The organism is Actinacidiphila sp. bgisy145, assembly GCF_057708125.1.
Genome location: NZ_JBYIRL010000036.1, coordinates 43,936 through 57,822 on the forward strand (window position 1 = coordinate 43,936; position 13,887 = coordinate 57,822).

16 protein-coding genes are annotated in these 13,887 nt (G+C 70.9%); 10 read left to right on the top strand and 6 right to left on the bottom strand.

Annotated elements, in window-relative coordinates:
• Positions 1–240 precede the first annotated feature (240 nt).
• On the bottom strand, positions 241–1,170 hold the full coding sequence (locus AC3ERT_RS27950; protein WP_435177480.1) for a helix-turn-helix domain-containing protein: 930 nt from the start codon (positions 1,168–1,170) through the stop codon (positions 241–243).
• 74 nt (positions 1,171–1,244) lie between these two features.
• Entirely contained in the window at positions 1,245–1,790 is a 546-nt protein-coding gene (locus AC3ERT_RS27955) for an ATP-binding protein (protein WP_435131501.1), read from the bottom strand.
• A 295-nt stretch (positions 1,791–2,085) separates the two neighbouring features.
• Here AC3ERT_RS27955 and AC3ERT_RS27960 point away from each other — a divergent pair, with 295 nt between their 5' ends.
• Positions 2,086–2,976, top strand: a complete 891-nt coding sequence (locus tag AC3ERT_RS27960; protein ID WP_435131503.1) for a helix-turn-helix domain-containing protein — start codon at positions 2,086–2,088, stop codon at positions 2,974–2,976.
• A 7-nt stretch (positions 2,977–2,983) separates the two neighbouring features.
• Positions 2,984–3,223: a DUF397 domain-containing protein gene (locus AC3ERT_RS27965; RefSeq protein WP_435131505.1), complete on the top strand. Its 240-nt coding sequence runs from the start codon at positions 2,984–2,986 to the stop codon at positions 3,221–3,223.
• A 131-nt stretch (positions 3,224–3,354) separates the two neighbouring features.
• Here the strand turns inward: AC3ERT_RS27965 and AC3ERT_RS27970 are convergent, their stop codons facing one another.
• Positions 3,355–3,801, bottom strand: coding sequence for a hypothetical protein (locus tag AC3ERT_RS27970; protein ID WP_435131506.1), 447 nt, complete (start codon positions 3,799–3,801; stop codon positions 3,355–3,357).
• 380 nt (positions 3,802–4,181) lie between these two features.
• On the opposite strand from AC3ERT_RS27970, the gene AC3ERT_RS27975 reads away from it, so the two are divergent.
• Both AC3ERT_RS27975 and AC3ERT_RS27980 read left to right on the top strand, forming a co-directional pair.
• Positions 4,182–5,147, top strand: a complete 966-nt coding sequence (locus AC3ERT_RS27975) for a helix-turn-helix transcriptional regulator (RefSeq protein WP_435131507.1) — start codon at positions 4,182–4,184, stop codon at positions 5,145–5,147.
• A gap of 99 nt (positions 5,148–5,246) precedes the next feature.
• On the top strand, positions 5,247–5,993 hold the full coding sequence (locus AC3ERT_RS27980; RefSeq protein ID WP_435131509.1) for a DUF2071 domain-containing protein: 747 nt from the start codon (positions 5,247–5,249) through the stop codon (positions 5,991–5,993).
• 232 nt (positions 5,994–6,225) lie between these two features.
• On the opposite strand, the gene AC3ERT_RS27985 is transcribed toward AC3ERT_RS27980, so the two are convergent.
• Positions 6,226–6,846, bottom strand: a complete 621-nt coding sequence (locus tag AC3ERT_RS27985) for an NAD(P)-dependent oxidoreductase (protein ID WP_435131510.1) — start codon at positions 6,844–6,846, stop codon at positions 6,226–6,228.
• A gap of 130 nt (positions 6,847–6,976) precedes the next feature.
• Between AC3ERT_RS27985 and AC3ERT_RS27990 the strand changes: the two genes are divergently transcribed.
• Together AC3ERT_RS27990 and AC3ERT_RS27995 are read left to right on the top strand one after the other, a co-directional pair.
• Positions 6,977–7,654 carry a TetR/AcrR family transcriptional regulator gene (locus AC3ERT_RS27990; protein ID WP_435177482.1) on the top strand — a complete coding sequence of 226 codons (678 nt, stop codon included), beginning with the start codon at positions 6,977–6,979 and terminating at the stop codon, positions 7,652–7,654.
• 171 nt (positions 7,655–7,825) lie between these two features.
• Positions 7,826–8,494 carry a DUF4232 domain-containing protein gene (locus AC3ERT_RS27995; protein WP_435131513.1) on the top strand — a complete coding sequence of 223 codons (669 nt, stop codon included), beginning with the start codon at positions 7,826–7,828 and terminating at the stop codon, positions 8,492–8,494.
• A 102-nt stretch (positions 8,495–8,596) separates the two neighbouring features.
• On the opposite strand, the gene AC3ERT_RS28000 is transcribed toward AC3ERT_RS27995, so the two are convergent.
• The gene (locus tag AC3ERT_RS28000; RefSeq protein WP_435131515.1) at positions 8,597–9,643 is read right to left on the bottom strand and encodes a trypsin-like serine peptidase; all 1,047 of its coding nucleotides are present in this window, start codon (positions 9,641–9,643) and stop codon (positions 8,597–8,599) included.
• A gap of 311 nt (positions 9,644–9,954) precedes the next feature.
• Positions 9,955–10,692: an SDR family NAD(P)-dependent oxidoreductase gene (locus tag AC3ERT_RS28005; protein ID WP_435177484.1), complete on the bottom strand. Its 738-nt coding sequence runs from the start codon at positions 10,690–10,692 to the stop codon at positions 9,955–9,957.
• A gap of 84 nt (positions 10,693–10,776) precedes the next feature.
• Here AC3ERT_RS28005 and AC3ERT_RS28010 point away from each other — a divergent pair, with 84 nt between their 5' ends.
• The 4 genes from AC3ERT_RS28010 (at position 10,777) to AC3ERT_RS28025 (ending at position 13,886) form a co-directional block, all read left to right on the top strand.
• Positions 10,777–11,382, top strand: coding sequence for a TetR/AcrR family transcriptional regulator (locus AC3ERT_RS28010; protein WP_435131517.1), 606 nt, complete (start codon positions 10,777–10,779; stop codon positions 11,380–11,382).
• Positions 11,383–11,527: 145 nt separating this feature from the next.
• Positions 11,528–12,199: an MBL fold metallo-hydrolase gene (locus tag AC3ERT_RS28015; protein WP_435177486.1), complete on the top strand. Its 672-nt coding sequence runs from the start codon at positions 11,528–11,530 to the stop codon at positions 12,197–12,199.
• Positions 12,200–12,271: 72 nt separating this feature from the next.
• The gene (locus AC3ERT_RS28020) at positions 12,272–12,892 is read left to right on the top strand and encodes a DUF6461 domain-containing protein (RefSeq protein ID WP_435177488.1); all 621 of its coding nucleotides are present in this window, start codon (positions 12,272–12,274) and stop codon (positions 12,890–12,892) included.
• A gap of 180 nt (positions 12,893–13,072) precedes the next feature.
• Positions 13,073–13,886, top strand: a protein-coding gene (locus AC3ERT_RS28025; protein ID WP_435177490.1) for an IS5 family transposase whose coding sequence is annotated in 2 segments (ribosomal slippage) — positions 13,073–13,431 and positions 13,430–13,886 — 816 coding nt in all. Because the reading frame shifts where the segments join, the coding sequence is not laid out codon by codon here.
• Position 13,887: the final 1 nt, after the last annotated feature.

Consider the following 13,887-nt stretch of genomic DNA (forward strand, 5'->3'; position numbering starts at 1 on the left):
CCTCCGCGTGGACGCCGGCTCCCGGCGGCGGAGGGGCGCCGCCCGGGGACGACGCCCGGTCGAAGTCGCGTGGAGGGGGGCGGGGCGCTCCGACCGTGCGGGCTCCCCGTTCCTCCACCGCGTCCGCACAGAGGTCAACAGCCGGGCGCCCACATTTCCACAGGATCGCGATTGGCTATGAACATGTCAATCTCCCGAACCGGGCCATGTGGGGGGAACGGCAATCCCCGGCGGCTCCCATCAGGTGGTGCCGGCGTGGGCGGTGCGGAGGGTGTGGAGGTGTTCGATGGTCTGGGCGGGGGTGAGGGCGAGGTCGCGGAGTTGGTCGTACTGGCGGGTGAGTTCCTCGATGTCGTCGGGGTCGTCGGTGGTGTGGTCGGTGAGGGTGCCGTGTGCGTAGGCGAGGGGGTTGCGGGCGCGGAAGGTGAGGAGGTGGAGGGGGCCGCGTAGGTCGTGGGGGCCGGCGTGGAGGGGGAGGAGTTGGAGGGTGATGTTGGGGTGGTGGGCGGTGGTGATGAGGTGGTCGAGTTGGCCGTCCCAGGTGGCGGGGTTGCGGGCGGCGCGGTGGAGGACCAACTCGTCGAGGACAGCGCGGTAGCGGACCGGATGCGGTGTGGGCTCGGTGAGGCGGGCTTGGCGTTCACGGAGCGCCTCGATCTGCGCGGTCAGGGCCTCCGCCGACTGCGGGCTGGTGGTGGCGAACTGCTCTTCGGCGTAGGCGGGCGTCTGGAGCAGAGCCGGGATGGTGGTGAGGGCGTATTCCTGGATGCTCGTCGCGGCGGCTTCGAGGGCGGTGAGTCCGTTTGCGGCGTGTTTGGCTTCGCGTTTGGCCAGGCGCCAGAGGGTGGCGAGGAGGGTGCCGGTGCCGTAGTAGCGGTCGAGGGCTTGGGCGACGGTGAGGGTGCCGAGGCGGCCGCCGGTTTCCAGGCGGTGGAGGTAGGACTGCTCGTAGTGGCACTGGTCGGCCAGTCCCTGGAGGGAGAGGCCGGCTTTCTCGCGGAGGAACGCGAGGTGGTGGGCGTACAGGGCCCGGGCGCTGACCTGACCGGCCGCGAACAACGCGTTCGCGCGGGCGAGTTGAGGGGCGCCGGTGGTCTCGGTGTCCACGGCGGGCGTGGCGTCGGGCTCGGTGGCGGGTAAAGCAGTGGGCGCGGGGACCGCGGGCTTCATGGTGCTGGGTTCCTGTTCGTTCGTGGTCGGTCAGTGACGTCTGCTGGCGGACCGCCGGAGCGGGGCTGGAGTGGCTACGGCGGCTTGGGCGTCCGTTCGAGACAGGCGCGGGAACGTGGCCGCGTCGGAGCCGGAGCCGGAACCGCGAGGGTGCACCACGTCCGCGTCCCGTCGGGGCTGATCCCCCAGGAGTCGGCGAGCGCGCTGACCAGCAGCATGCCGCGGCCGCTCTCCTCAAGGTCGCCGGCCGTACGAACCTCGGGCCGGTTCGGCGAGCCGTCGTCCACCTCGATCACGACCACGTCCGTGGTGACCACGAGACGGAACACGATCCGATGGCCGCTGCCGTGCTCGAACCCGTTGGTCACCAACTCACTGATCAGAAGCTGCGCATCGTCCACAAGAAAAGACAAACCGCACGAGCTGAGCCGGTACGCCCCGACCCGGCGGAGGCGCCCCACCCACTCGGCGAAGGACGGCCCGTTGTCACAACTCCGCTTTTTCCCAGAGCACTTGATGCTCACCGACAGTTCGTCGACGACGGTGGATACGTCGAAGAGCGCGCGCACTGCGCGCAACTCGGAGACGGGGCTCGGCCCTGATGCGGAGGTGATTGGCATGCTCGCGTTTTTCCTATCCCGGCTGCCGGTACGGGGGCTGGTGCGGGTCGCCGTGCAGAACGGTGCAGGCTCGGATTCGAACAGGTCAGAAGCCTGAAGCCCGCGGTTCTCGGTGGCTCGTCTACCGTGCCGCGTAGGCTCTCCATGGTGCAAGCGGATCGCTCCAGAAATTTCTGAGAGCAGCGAAACGGACTATGCGGAGGCCTGCCCACGGACGAGTGGACGGTGCGCAGTGACTGTGCCACTGTGCACGGGTTGGCGAACGGCACACACAGGACATGGGGGCAGTGCGCAGATGGCAGCGAAACGTGGGGCGACCGGGCAACGGCTGGAGCTGGGCATCCAGTTGAGGCAGTTGCGTGAGAACTGCCCGCCCGTCGAAGAGGGCCGGGTGCGCGGCATGACGCGCAGGTCGGCGGTCAAGGGCCTCAAGGCCCTCTCGGAACCGTCGCTCGCCAGGATCGAGCACGGCGAGCTCAACTTCCGCCGGAACCCCGGGGATCTACGCGCACTCCTGAAGCGCTACGGCGTCACGGATGAGACACTGATCGAGCAGCTGGTCGAGCTGAACCGGGAGGGTACGGGCGATGAGTGGATCACTCAGTACCGGACCTTCATGCCAGCGGGGATGCCGCACTACGTGGGCCTTGAAGCCGAGGCCTCGGTGATCAGTGCCTACCACCCCACGGTGATCCACGGGCTGCTCCAGACCGAGGCTTACGCGCGAGCACTCTTCGAGGTACAGCGTCCCATCGAGGACAACACCAGCGAGTTCATCCACCGCAATGTGGAGTTGCGTATTGAGCGGAAGCGGCGGGTCCTGGAGCGGGCAGGTTCTGTCCGCATCCGCATCGTCCTCGGCGAGGCAGCGCTGAGAACCCCGGTGGGCGACGAGGACGTGATGCGTGAGCAGTACGAAGAGATTATCGAGTTGGCGAAGGAGGAGCACATCTCGGTCCAGGTGCTTCCCTTCAAGCGGGGGTACCGCGCCACGAACGACTTCGCCATCCTCGGTCTGGGAGGGCTGCCCGCCCGTGTGCAGACCGACAACGCCTGGGGAGCCGTGTCGACCAGTGACAAACCCCGTGAAGTGGACCGGTTCACCCGCCGGTTCAACGCCATGGTGGGTCTGGCCCTCGGCCTCGAAGACACCATCAAGTTCCTGCAAGAACTAGCCCGAAGGTAGTAGAGCCATGAGCACGTACGTTCCTGCAAGCCAATTGGCCGCTGAGGACGCCTGGTTCAAGTCGTCGTACAGCGACGGCACCGGCAACAGCTGCGTCGAGGTGGCCAACCGGCTCTCGGTGCACGCGGACATCCTCATCCGCGACTCGAAGGACAAGAGCGGTCCGGCCTTGCACGTGACGCACGAGGGCTGGGGAGCGCTCCTGGACCTGGTCCGTTCGGGAGACGTGGACTTCGGCGTCATCTGAACGGCAACAACAGCTCGACCACGACAGTGCCGATCCCCTCATGCCTAGTGAGTGAGGGGATCGGCACTGGTCGTTCGGGATCGGAGCTCACGCCTGTGACGTCACCCGGGAGCAGAAGAATCCGCGAACTGTCAGGAATACACGTCGTATTCCCGAGTGCACTGCGATTCGACGCCGTTCTTCGACAGGCACCCCCACATGTGGTACAGGTGGCCCTCGGGCAGATCACCGCCCTTCCAGATGATCGGCGACGGGGCGGTGTATCCGGAAGTGGCCACCCGACGGCCCGTGCTCAGGTGGGCGACGACGCTGTACCCGTCGGTGAGGTCGTCGAAGGCCCCGAGGTTGTCCCCGTTCGCGCAATCGTCGGGGTTGGCGTTCCACAAGGCATCACCGGCGAAGGTGGAGCCGTTGTAGACCGGAACGTAGTTGATGACGCAGTCGGCCGGTGCCACCCGCCCGGCCATGGCCGTCTGCTGGGTCGTGGCGGAAGCCGACCCGGCCGTCGCCGTGGCGAGGCCGCCGGCCATCACGACACCGGTCAGGGCGATGGCCGCCCTACGAGCGAATTTCATCATTTCCCCCATCTGCGCCCCCGAGATCCCTCCCGGCGGCGCATTCGCATTCCTCGCGGTATATGTTCCCGCCGCATGAAAATATCGCCGTCAGAACGGTTTGCGCCTTGGCACACAGTGGCCTTCTTCTTGTCTCTGCGTCCCCAGCAGGCCCTCCGCGCACCATCCCGGCAAGGCTCGGATCTTCACGCAGCGATCACGATCGCAGCCCCGCGGTGGTGGCGCATGGACCTTGCCCGTCGTTCCCTCTTCACCAGAGTGGCGAGGCAGGCTGAAACCGCTTCTTGTCGGGCGTCGAGTCGCGGTGTGTAGTGGTCGGGGGGAGAGAACCTTCCACCTCGCGAGGTGGGCGTATCTCCAGACATAAGGCATCGGGGGGCCGGATGCTCGACGTAAAAATCTTCAACAGCATCGATTTACCGGCGGCCGACCGGTTCGACGCATGGCAGCAGCTCTTGGGCCAGACGCACGCGCCGGTACACCTGACCAGCGAATCCGCCGACGACTACCGTGCGACGCTGCGCCAGTTCTCGCTGGGCGCTGCCATGCTGTGGCCCGCGGCCTACCCGCATCTGACCTGGCACCGGCCCGTCAGGCTCGTGCGGCAGTCCGACCCGGAGAGCTGCCATCTCACCCTCGTCCTGCGCGGTGGCGGCGTGGCCCAGTGGGACCGCTCCGAGAGGGCCCTCGGCCCGTACGACTTCCACACCAACCACACCTCCGTGCCCTACGTCATCCACTGCCACCCCGGGCAGCACGAGATCATCGGCGTCGAACTGCCCAGGACGTCGCTCGGCCTCCCCTGGAGCCGGGTGCAGCAGGTGATTGGACAGGGCCTGTCGGCCCGCGACGGCATCGGCCTACTGCTGGCGCAGTTCCTCATCCAGGTGTCGCACGACACCGACAACTACGCTCCCGCCGAGGCCCCCCGACTCGGCCAGGTGCTCACCGACCTCGTCACCGGACTGTTCGCGCGCGCCCTCGACGCCGACGACCGCCTCTCTCCGGAAACCCGCACACGTACCAAGATTCTGGAAATGCAAGCCTTCATCCGGCGCAACTTGGGGGACATTCACCTGACGCCGGGTGCCGTCGCCGCCCAGCACCACATATCCCGAAGCCATCTGCACCGCCTCTTCCAAACCGAAGGCGCGACCGTATCCGCCTACATCCGCGCCCAGCGGCTGGCCGCCGCCCGCCGCGCCCTGGCCGACGCCTCCACGCCCGCCGAGCCGATCCACGCCATCGCCGCCCGCTGCGGCTTCAAGGACCATGCCACCTTCACCCGCTCCTTCCGCGCCGCCTACGGCATCACTCCGCGCGACTTCCGGCAGGCGGCTCACCTCTGACGCGGTCGCCGGTGCCGACCGGTTCCTCAGCACCGTCTGCCCCGAGCAGATCGTGTGTCGCCACACCAAATGACGCGCCGGGGCGCAGAGCGAGGGATCATGAGGCAGCCGCGATTGTCCAGCGTCATCGAACGACGGCTCCTGGTGAACTATCGAGTCGCCCCGGACGCCGCAGCACGCCTCCTTCCTGGGCCCCTGCGCCCGCAACTCGTGCACGGCTACGCGGTTGCGGGGATCTGCCTGCTGCGCCTGGGACATGTCCGCCCGGCATGGGCACCAAAGGCGTTCGGCCTGCGGAGCGAGAACGCGGCACATCGGATCGCCGTCGAGTGGGACGGTCAGGACGGCGTCGAGTCAGGCGTCTACATCCCACGACGCGACACCGCCTCGCGGCTCAACGTCTGGGCCGGAGGCCGCCTCTTCCCCGGCGAACACGGCCGAGCGCACTTCGAGGTGCACGAGACACCTGGTCAGCTGCGCGTCGCGCTGGCGACATGGGACGGCGACACCCGGGTGGACGTCACCGTCGAGCCGTCCGACGAGCTCCGAGGCAGCGAGCTCTTCGCCGATCTGGCCGAGGCTTCCCGTTTCTTCCGAGGCGGGACAAAAGGCTTCTCGGCCACCACTTCTGGCCCTCACCTGGAGGGCATGGAACTGCGGGCCGGCACATGGCACGTAGAGGCCGGCCGGGTTCGCTCGGCCGCGTCGTCCTTCTTCGACGACCCGGCCTCCTTCCCGTCGGGGAGCGCGACCCTGGACTGCGCTCTGATCATGCGCGATGTCGCCGCCAGTTGGCGGCCGCTCCCGGCCATGGCTTCTGAGCGAGAAGCTCGACCCGCCGACTGAAGCGCCCAGCCGACGCCGCCCGCTGACTTCGGGCGCCCCGAGGTCGCCGGGGCGCGCGGTTGTCGGAGGACCGGGCCTTGTGGGAGGTCGCCGTGCCGAGGGCCGCCGCGTGGGGGCCGGCGCCCGGCGGCGGAGGGGCGGCCGCCGGGGACGACGTACGGTCGACGTCGCGTGGAGAGGGGGCGGGGCGCTCCGACCGTGCGTGGCTCCCCCGTTCCCAGCGCGACCCGGGTCATACGAGGGGGACGACGATCCCCGGAGTCGGGGTCGGCTTCTCCGCCTCGGCGAGCATGAGGGATGCCACACTCGCCCGCGACATCCGCGGCGGCAGCAACGGGCGCGGGTAGTCCGCCAGCGGAAGGACGCGGCAGGCCGGAGCGACCGGGCCGTCGGCGAGGTCGGGGGCGTGGAACACGGTGGCGCCCGCGTCGAGCGCGACCTGGTCGGCCGCCGCCTTCTCGGCCAGCTCGCCGCCGACGAACACCCGCATCACGACCGAGTAGAGCAGCCCGCCGGCCCCCTTCGACGGCCCCGCGCCGAGCGCGCCGAGCCACACCGTGCGGACCCCGGACTCGGCGAGCCGCCGGGCACCGGCCACCAGCGCGCCGGGGCCGTCGCCCTTGGCGATGCCGATCGCCGAGAGGACCACGTCGATGTCGTCGAGCGCGGGGAAGGCGCCGGGGTCGGTGACGTCGGCGCGCCGGGCCTCCACCCGGCTGCGCCCCGCCGGGGCGGGCGGGGTGTAGCGGTCCGGCGCGCGGACGAGGGCCACCACGTCGTGGCCCCGCTCCGCCGCCTGCTCGACGAGCAGGCGACCGGTCCGGCCGGTCGCTCCGAGTACTGCGATACGCATGATCGTCCGCCTTTACTGAACAACTGTTGGCTACATGAGTAAACAAGTGTTGGTTACGGCTGTCAAGGCGGCCGAGCGGTAGGCTGGACCGTCGTTGCTCACCGGTTCACGCTGGTCGGAAGGGGGCGAGGTGGCACCCGAGGAGAAAGCCGAGCCCGAGGAGAAGGCCGCGCCCGCGGCCCGTCGCCGCAATCCGCGCGGCCAGGGGCAGGTGCTCAGGGCCCAGCTGGTGGACGCGGCCGCGAAGCTGCTGGCGACCCTCGACCAGCCGGAGACCCTCACCCTCCGGCAGGTCGCGCGCGAGGTCGGCGTGGCGCCGGCGAGCATCTACGGCCACTTCCCGGACCTCGGCGCGCTGGTCCAGTATGTCCTGCGGCTGCGCTACGACGAGTTGGCCCGGCTGATGGAGGAGGCCGCCCGCCCAGCCCGCGACCCGCTCGCCGAGCTGGTCGCCCGCTGCGCGGCCTATGTGCGCTGGGGCGTCGGCCAACCCGGCCCCTACCGCACGCTCTTCGGCGGGCGGATGCCGGCCGACCTCGTCCCGCGGTCCGAGCACGGCGCCGGCGCGGAGATGCTCGGGGCCGTCATCGACGCACTGGCGGCGGCCGCCGCACCGGACCGGGTCCGGGCCACACAGGAGCAGCGGTGGCAGGCCGGGCTGCTGCTCTGGACCGCGATGCACGGCCTGATCAGCCTCTACAACGACCACGGCACGATCCCCTGGCCGCCCCTCGACGACCTGATCACGGAGTTGCTCGCCCTGCACACCGGCCGGCCCGAGGCCGAGATCGCGGCCGCCCTGCCGTAGTCGGCGGCGTGCTCCCCCAGCCGCCGGCCGCGTACGTCACAGGGACCCCACTCGTGTGTCACAGCGCGGTCTTGATGCGGTCCGGCGCGGAACTCCGCTGGTGGCGGCGGTGTCCTGGAAGATCAGAAGGGTCCGCTCGGCAGGGGCGGGCACCATGTCGGAGGAGAAGCAATGCGTCTTGGGAAGCTCTCGATCGTCGCCCTCGTCGCGGTGGCCGCGGGGCTGTCGCTCACCGCCTGCAACGACGACACCGACAGCGCGTCCGGCACGGCGCCCTCCACCGCGGTGGGCTCGACCCTGGACGACGGCGGCTCCTCCGGCTCCTCCTCCGGTTCCTCCGGCACGACCGCCGGCGGCACCTCCTCCAGCACCGCGAACGGCACCGGCACGTCGGCCACTTCGGGCTCCGGCAGCTCCGGCAGCTCCGGCGGCTCGGGCACCGCAGACGGCGGCATGTGCAAGACCGCGAACCTCTCCTTCAGCGTCTCCGGCGGGATGGGCGAGGGCGAGATCCTGGTCAACATGAAGAACACCGGCGCCGGCACCTGCACCATGCACGGCTTCCCCGGGGTCGACCTCAAGAGCAACTACGGTACGCAGAGTGTCGACCGCAGCTCGGTGAGCGCGCCGGACGTCACGCTGGCCTCCGGCGAGGAGACCCGCTTCACCCTGCACTACCCGGAGAACACCAGCGGCGGCAGCGGCGTCACCTTCACGTCCATGGTCGTCACCCCGCCCAACGAGACGCACTCGCACACGGTCCCGGTCTCGATCAACGTCCCGGTGACCGACAGCACCACCTCCTCGATCACCGTGGACCCGGTCGGCGCGGGCAAGTAGCCGCAGCATGGGGGCAGTCGGCCGTGCGCCGCACCGCGGGGACACGGTGCGGCGCACAAACGCGCGCGGGCACAGCGGCGGCTCAGACCGCGCCCGCACGCATCAGGCCGCGCCCGCCTGCTGGTAGACGCTGAGCGCGCTGTTGCCCAGCACCGGGTGGTACTCATTGCTGCCGGAGCTGACGCTGATGTTGCCGACCAGGTAACCGCTGCCGGCCGAGCTGTCGAAGGACGCCAGGAACCCGCCGCCGCTCGAACCGCCGGTCTGCACGCAGTCGATGCCCCACATCGTGGAGTCGGCGCGGCCCGCGTCGGCGAACTCGTCGCCCTCGCAGTGGTTCAGCCGCTCGCCGTTGCCCTCGGCGTCCGAGCCGCCGTAGCCGAACGAGTGGACGTGCTGGCCGGTCGCCGAGTTGAACGCGATGCCCTGCGCGCCCACGGTGTCCACGAGGGTGCTGCCGTTGACGGTGCCGACCGCGGCGAAGCCGTAGTCCCAGTTGGCGTTGCCGCCGGTGGACACGTACTGGCCGTCGTGGAAGAGGCTGCGCGCGGCGAACGTGCCGTAGGGGCGGTTGCCGTTGGCGTAGCCCGGGATGAACACCCAGTTCTGGTAGACCTCGCCGGTCGAGGCGTCGACGACGCAGTGCCCGGCGGTGAGGACCACGGACTTGTTGTCGCTGTTGGCGACGGTGGCCGAGCAGGCGTAGGTGCCGCCCGCCGCGTTCTGGAAGAAGACCTTCCCGGCGGTGGTGGCGATCAGGCCGCCCCCGGTCCAGGCGGTGGGCGACGACAGCGGGGAGACCGCGCCGGAGGAGGTCCGGGTGGGCGAGGCGGGGGCGGCCGCCGGGGGCACGCTCACCTCCGGTCCGGCCGGGTCGGCGGCCGAACCCGCCCTCGCGCTGCCGGTGTTCGCGGCCGTGCCCGCCGCCTGCGCCGGCGTCAGGCTGGACACGTCCTTGGCGGCGCGCAGCCGTTCGGGCGTCCAGAAGCCGATCGCCTTGTCCTGCTGGGCGGTTGAGAAGGTGGTCCGCTCGACGGAGCCGGAAGAGGTGGTCGTGCCGGATGAGGACGGGGCGGCGTGGGCCGTGCCCACCGTCCACGCGGTGGCGGCCAGGGTGAGGGCGCCGAGGTAGGCGGCAGTACGTTTCATGGCGGTGGCTCCTGGTCCTTGTGGGGGTAAGGGGAGTTCTCGCGGGCCGTTCCGCCGCCATGTACCCGACAACGTTGTCACACGTCGGGTGGGGGCAGTGGGGTGCGTGGGGCGGCGGAACAGCAGTGAGAGTAGCGGGGAACGGTTGTCGCGTCCATGGCGGACGCAGGTGGCGGCGGGCGGATTCGCGTGTGTCGGGCGGGAGTTGGGGCGGTGCGGGCGACCGCGGCGCGCCGGCCCTCGTACGGCGCGCCCGCGCGGGCGGAGGTGCGCCCCGTCGCTCCGGAAGGGGGCGCACCGCCGGCCGTCGTTCAGGCCCGGGTGTAGCCGCCGTCGGCGAAGAGTTCGGCGCCGGTGACGAACGACGAGGCGTCCGAGGCCAGGAAGAGGGCGGCTTCCGCGATCTCCTCGGCGTCGGCCAGCCGCCCCAGCGGCACGACGGCCTCGGCGAACCGGTCGGCGTCCGGCCCCGCGGCGTTCAGCAGGCCGGGGGTCCGTGTCGGCCCGGGGCTGAGGACGTTGACCCGGAACCGGCGCTCCCGCGACTGCCGGGCCCAGTTGTGCACGAGGTTGGCGACCGCCGCCTTCGAGGCGCTGTAGACCTCGAGGTGCTCGTTGGGCCGCACGCTGTTGCTCGAACCGACGACCAGGACGGAGGCGTTCTCCGCCAGCAGCGGCAGCGCCTTCTGCACGGTGAACAGCGTGCCCTTGACGTTGACGGCGAGCGTCAGGTCGACGTTCGCCTCGGTGTGGGCGCCGAGTGCGGCGTCCGCGACGATTCCGGCGTTCGCCACCAGTACGTCGATACGTCCGGCCTGCTCGCGGACCTGCGCGTAGAGCGCGTCCAGGTCGGCCAGGACCGAGACGTCGGACCGTATGCCGGTGGCCGCGGGGCCCATCTCCCCGACCGCCGCTTCGAGGCGGTCGGCGTCCCGGCCGGTCACGAAGACCCGCGCGCCCTCCCGGACGAAGCGGTGGGCGATGGCCAGCCCGATCCCGCTGCTCCCCCCGGTGACCACGGCCACCTTCTCCCGCAACGCGCCTGCCATGTCGAACCCCTTCGGTTGTGGAATGGATCGTCCACAACGTAGGCAGTAATGGACGATCGAGTCAAGAACGGTTAGCCTGGGACCATGGCGAGACCACGCGCGTTCGACGAACGCCACGTCCTGGAGCGGGCCCGGGAGCAGTTCTGGGCGACCGGCTACGCGGGGACCCGGATGGACGACATCGCCCAGGTGACCGGCCTGGGCAAGGGCAGCCTGTACGGCGCGTTCGGCGACAAGGGCAAGCTGTTCCACCGGGTGTTCGGCGACTGGTGCGCCGCGGTCGTAGAAGTGGCCGAAGGGCAGCTGGCCGGCGGCCCGGACGCGGAAGCCTGGGCCCGGCTGTCGGCATACGTGCACCTCATGGCGGAGAACACCGCCTCCGACGCCGAGCGCCGCGGGTGCCTGCTCGCCAAGGGCGCGGCGGAACTCGCCCAGCACGATCCGACGGTCGCCGCGCGCTCGGCCGAGACCATGACGGCGCTGCTGGCCCTGCTGCGGACCGAGATCAGCGCCGCCCAGCGCCACGGCGACATCGACAGCGCCGCGGACCCCGAGCGGTTGGCGGCGCTGCTGCTGACGGTGGTCCGCGGTGTCGAGGCGGTCGGCAAGGCCGGGCTGGACCCGGAGACGGTGCGGCACGTCGCGGAGACCGCGCTGGCGGTGCTGCCCGGGCCCGACGGGCGGCGGTGAGCCGTCAGCGGAGGGCGAGCCGCCGGCGAACGGTGAGCTGACCGCGAACGGTGAGCCGTCAGCGAACCGCGGTGAGCCGTCAGCGGACGGTGAGCCGTCAGCGAACGGCCGTACGCCCGTCCGGGCAGCCGCGCAGACTGACGGCATGGACGTGATCGAGGTACTGCCGAGCCTGCGCATGCTCCGCTTCGAGGTGGGCGCGGCCTATCTGTGGCGTGACGGCGACGAGTTGACCCTGATCGACACCGGAGCGGTGGGCAGCGCCGCGCCGATCGACGAGGTGCTGGACGGCGTACTGCGGCGGATCGTCCTGACGCACTGGCACGAGGACCACACGGGCTCGGCCGCCGAACTGGCCGCCCGGCACGGCGCGGAGGTGGTGGCCCACCGCCTGGAGGCACCGGTGATCCGGGGCGAGGCGGCCGGGGCGCCGCCGGTCCTCGCGGAGTTCGAGGTGCCGTTGATGGCGGCCCTTCCGGCGCTGCCCCCGGCCCCGCCGTGCGCGGTGGACCGCGAGGTGGCGGACGGCGACGTACTGGAGTTCGGCGGCGGGGCCGTCGTGGTGGCGGTGCCCGGGCACACGGACGGGTCGATCGCTCTCCATCTGCCCGGGCCGCGGGCCCTGTTCACCGGGGACGCCGTCGCCAACGTCGGCCGGACCGCCCTCGGCGTCTTCAACACCGACCGCGCCCGGGCGATCGCGTCGCTCCACCGCCTCGCCGAACTGGACGTCGACACCGCGGTCTTCGGGCACGGTGAACCGGTTCCGCACGGTGCGGCGGCCGCCCTGCGAGCGGCCTCCGCCGAGCACCGCTGAAGCCGCGTTGTCGGTGGCACTGCGTAGGGTGCGTGCCGGGTGACACAGCCGCAGGGTGAGGGAGCGGGTTGCATGGGCGACGGGATTCGCTGGCTGGTCGGTCTGGAGCACTGGATGTCCGGGGTGGTGTTCGCGCGGGGGATATCGCCGCACGAGCTGGCCGTACGCATGGGCGGCGACCCGGGCGCGGTGACCGAGCCGATCACGGACGCCGAAGCCTGGGACCTCGGCGAGGCGTACGAGGCGGACGGGGACGGCGACGGCGTCGTCCGGGTCGGCGAGCAGGAGGGCTGGTCGTTCGCCGTGGAGTACGGGGACACCGGCGGTGCGGCGCGGCTGGCGGAGGTGTCCCGCCTCGGCGCCGAGGCCGTCCGCTACGCGCCGATGCGGGAGCACCCGCCGGCCACCGTCTTCTACGCGCGGGACGGGGTGACGCTGTGCGGTTTCGGGCTGGGCGAGGAGATCTGGCGCTGGGGTCAGGAGCCGGACCTGCTCGTTCCCGACCTCGTACGCGGGCAGGTGCTGCGGCCGGACGGTGCCGCGCTGCTCGCCGCGGAGGACGAGCCGTACACCGAGGTCCGCCGCCGCACCCTCGGGGTCGTGGAGCAGCGCTTCGGTCTCTCGCTCTCCCCGTCCTCCCTCAAGGACGCCCGCCTCCCGGCTTACCCGGTCCGCCCCGCCCCGGCCCTCTGAACGGCCCCCGCTGTACGGCACCCCTGCGGTGCGGGGGCTCCTCGACGGGCGGCGGCTCCTCGACGGGCGGGCTCGGGCGCTGATCCCTGCTCGGGGAGACAGCGGGTGGCCTTAGAACTCCTAACGAAATGATCCACGAGGTGGTCGGATCACTCCGGGACTGATGATCCGAGGTGTGGGGTGGCTCGACTGAAGCCGTGGGAAGTTGACGACGAGTTTTGGGCGGTGATCGAGCCGCTGCTGCCCACAGTCGAACGTCGGACCCGACATCCTGGGCGCAAGCGGCATCCTGACCGGCTGGTGTTCCAGGGCATCCTGTTCGTGCTGCACACCGGGATCGCCTGGGAACACCTGCCGCAGGAACTCGGCTTCGGCTCGGGCATGACCTGCTGGCGTCGCCTGGCCGAGTGGACAGAAGCCGGTGTGTGGCCCCGGCTGCACGAAGACCTCCTCGCCAAGCTCCGTGCTGTGAACGCCCTCGACTTCACCCGGGCGGCCGTCGACGGCCCCCACATCCGGGCGCTAAAGGGGGCCCAAGACCGGACGAAGCCCCGTCGATCGGGGCCGGACGGGCAGCAAACACCACCTGATCACCGATGCCACCGGCATCCCGCTCGCCGCCACCCTGACCGGTGGCAACCGCAACGATGTCACCCAGCTGATCCCACTGCTCCAGGCCGTGCCGCCCGTGCGGGGCAAACGCGGCCGGCCCCGCCGCCGCCCGGACGTCGTGCTGGGCGACCGCGGCTACGACCACGACAAGTACCGCCGACTGGTCTGGGATCTCGGCGTGAAGCCGCTGATCGCCTGCCGCGGCACCGAGCACGGCTCTGGCCTGGGCACCCAACGCTGGGTCGTGGAACGCGCGTTCGCCCACCTGCACTGGTTCCGCCGCCTGCGGATCCGCTGGGAGATCCGCGACGACATCCACGAAGCCTTCCTCACCCTTGGGTGCGCACTGATCTGCTGGCGGCGCCTGAAGTCATCGCACTAGG

Bases quoted from the DNA above. Each gene is read 5' to 3' on its own strand.
- AC3ERT_RS27950 (WP_435177480.1), bottom strand. From the start codon at position 1,170: ATGAAGCCCGCGGTCCCCGCGCCCACTGCTTTACCCGCCACCGAGCCC.
- AC3ERT_RS27955 (WP_435131501.1), bottom strand. From the start codon at position 1,790: ATGCCAATCACCTCCGCATCAGGGCCGAGCCCCGTCTCCGAGTTGCGC.
- AC3ERT_RS27960 (WP_435131503.1), top strand. From the start codon at position 2,086: ATGGCAGCGAAACGTGGGGCGACCGGGCAACGGCTGGAGCTGGGCATC.
- AC3ERT_RS27965 (WP_435131505.1), top strand. From the start codon at position 2,984: ATGAGCACGTACGTTCCTGCAAGCCAATTGGCCGCTGAGGACGCCTGG.
- AC3ERT_RS27970 (WP_435131506.1), bottom strand. From the start codon at position 3,801: ATGATGAAATTCGCTCGTAGGGCGGCCATCGCCCTGACCGGTGTCGTG.
- AC3ERT_RS27975 (WP_435131507.1), top strand. From the start codon at position 4,182: ATGCTCGACGTAAAAATCTTCAACAGCATCGATTTACCGGCGGCCGAC.
- AC3ERT_RS27980 (WP_435131509.1), top strand. From the start codon at position 5,247: ATGAGGCAGCCGCGATTGTCCAGCGTCATCGAACGACGGCTCCTGGTG.
- AC3ERT_RS27985 (WP_435131510.1), bottom strand. From the start codon at position 6,846: ATGCGTATCGCAGTACTCGGAGCGACCGGCCGGACCGGTCGCCTGCTC.
- AC3ERT_RS27995 (WP_435131513.1), top strand. From the start codon at position 7,826: ATGCGTCTTGGGAAGCTCTCGATCGTCGCCCTCGTCGCGGTGGCCGCG.
- AC3ERT_RS28000 (WP_435131515.1), bottom strand. From the start codon at position 9,643: ATGAAACGTACTGCCGCCTACCTCGGCGCCCTCACCCTGGCCGCCACC.
- AC3ERT_RS28005 (WP_435177484.1), bottom strand. From the start codon at position 10,692: ATGGCAGGCGCGTTGCGGGAGAAGGTGGCCGTGGTCACCGGGGGGAGC.
- AC3ERT_RS28010 (WP_435131517.1), top strand. From the start codon at position 10,777: ATGGCGAGACCACGCGCGTTCGACGAACGCCACGTCCTGGAGCGGGCC.
- AC3ERT_RS28015 (WP_435177486.1), top strand. From the start codon at position 11,528: ATGGACGTGATCGAGGTACTGCCGAGCCTGCGCATGCTCCGCTTCGAG.
- AC3ERT_RS28020 (WP_435177488.1), top strand. From the start codon at position 12,272: ATGGGCGACGGGATTCGCTGGCTGGTCGGTCTGGAGCACTGGATGTCC.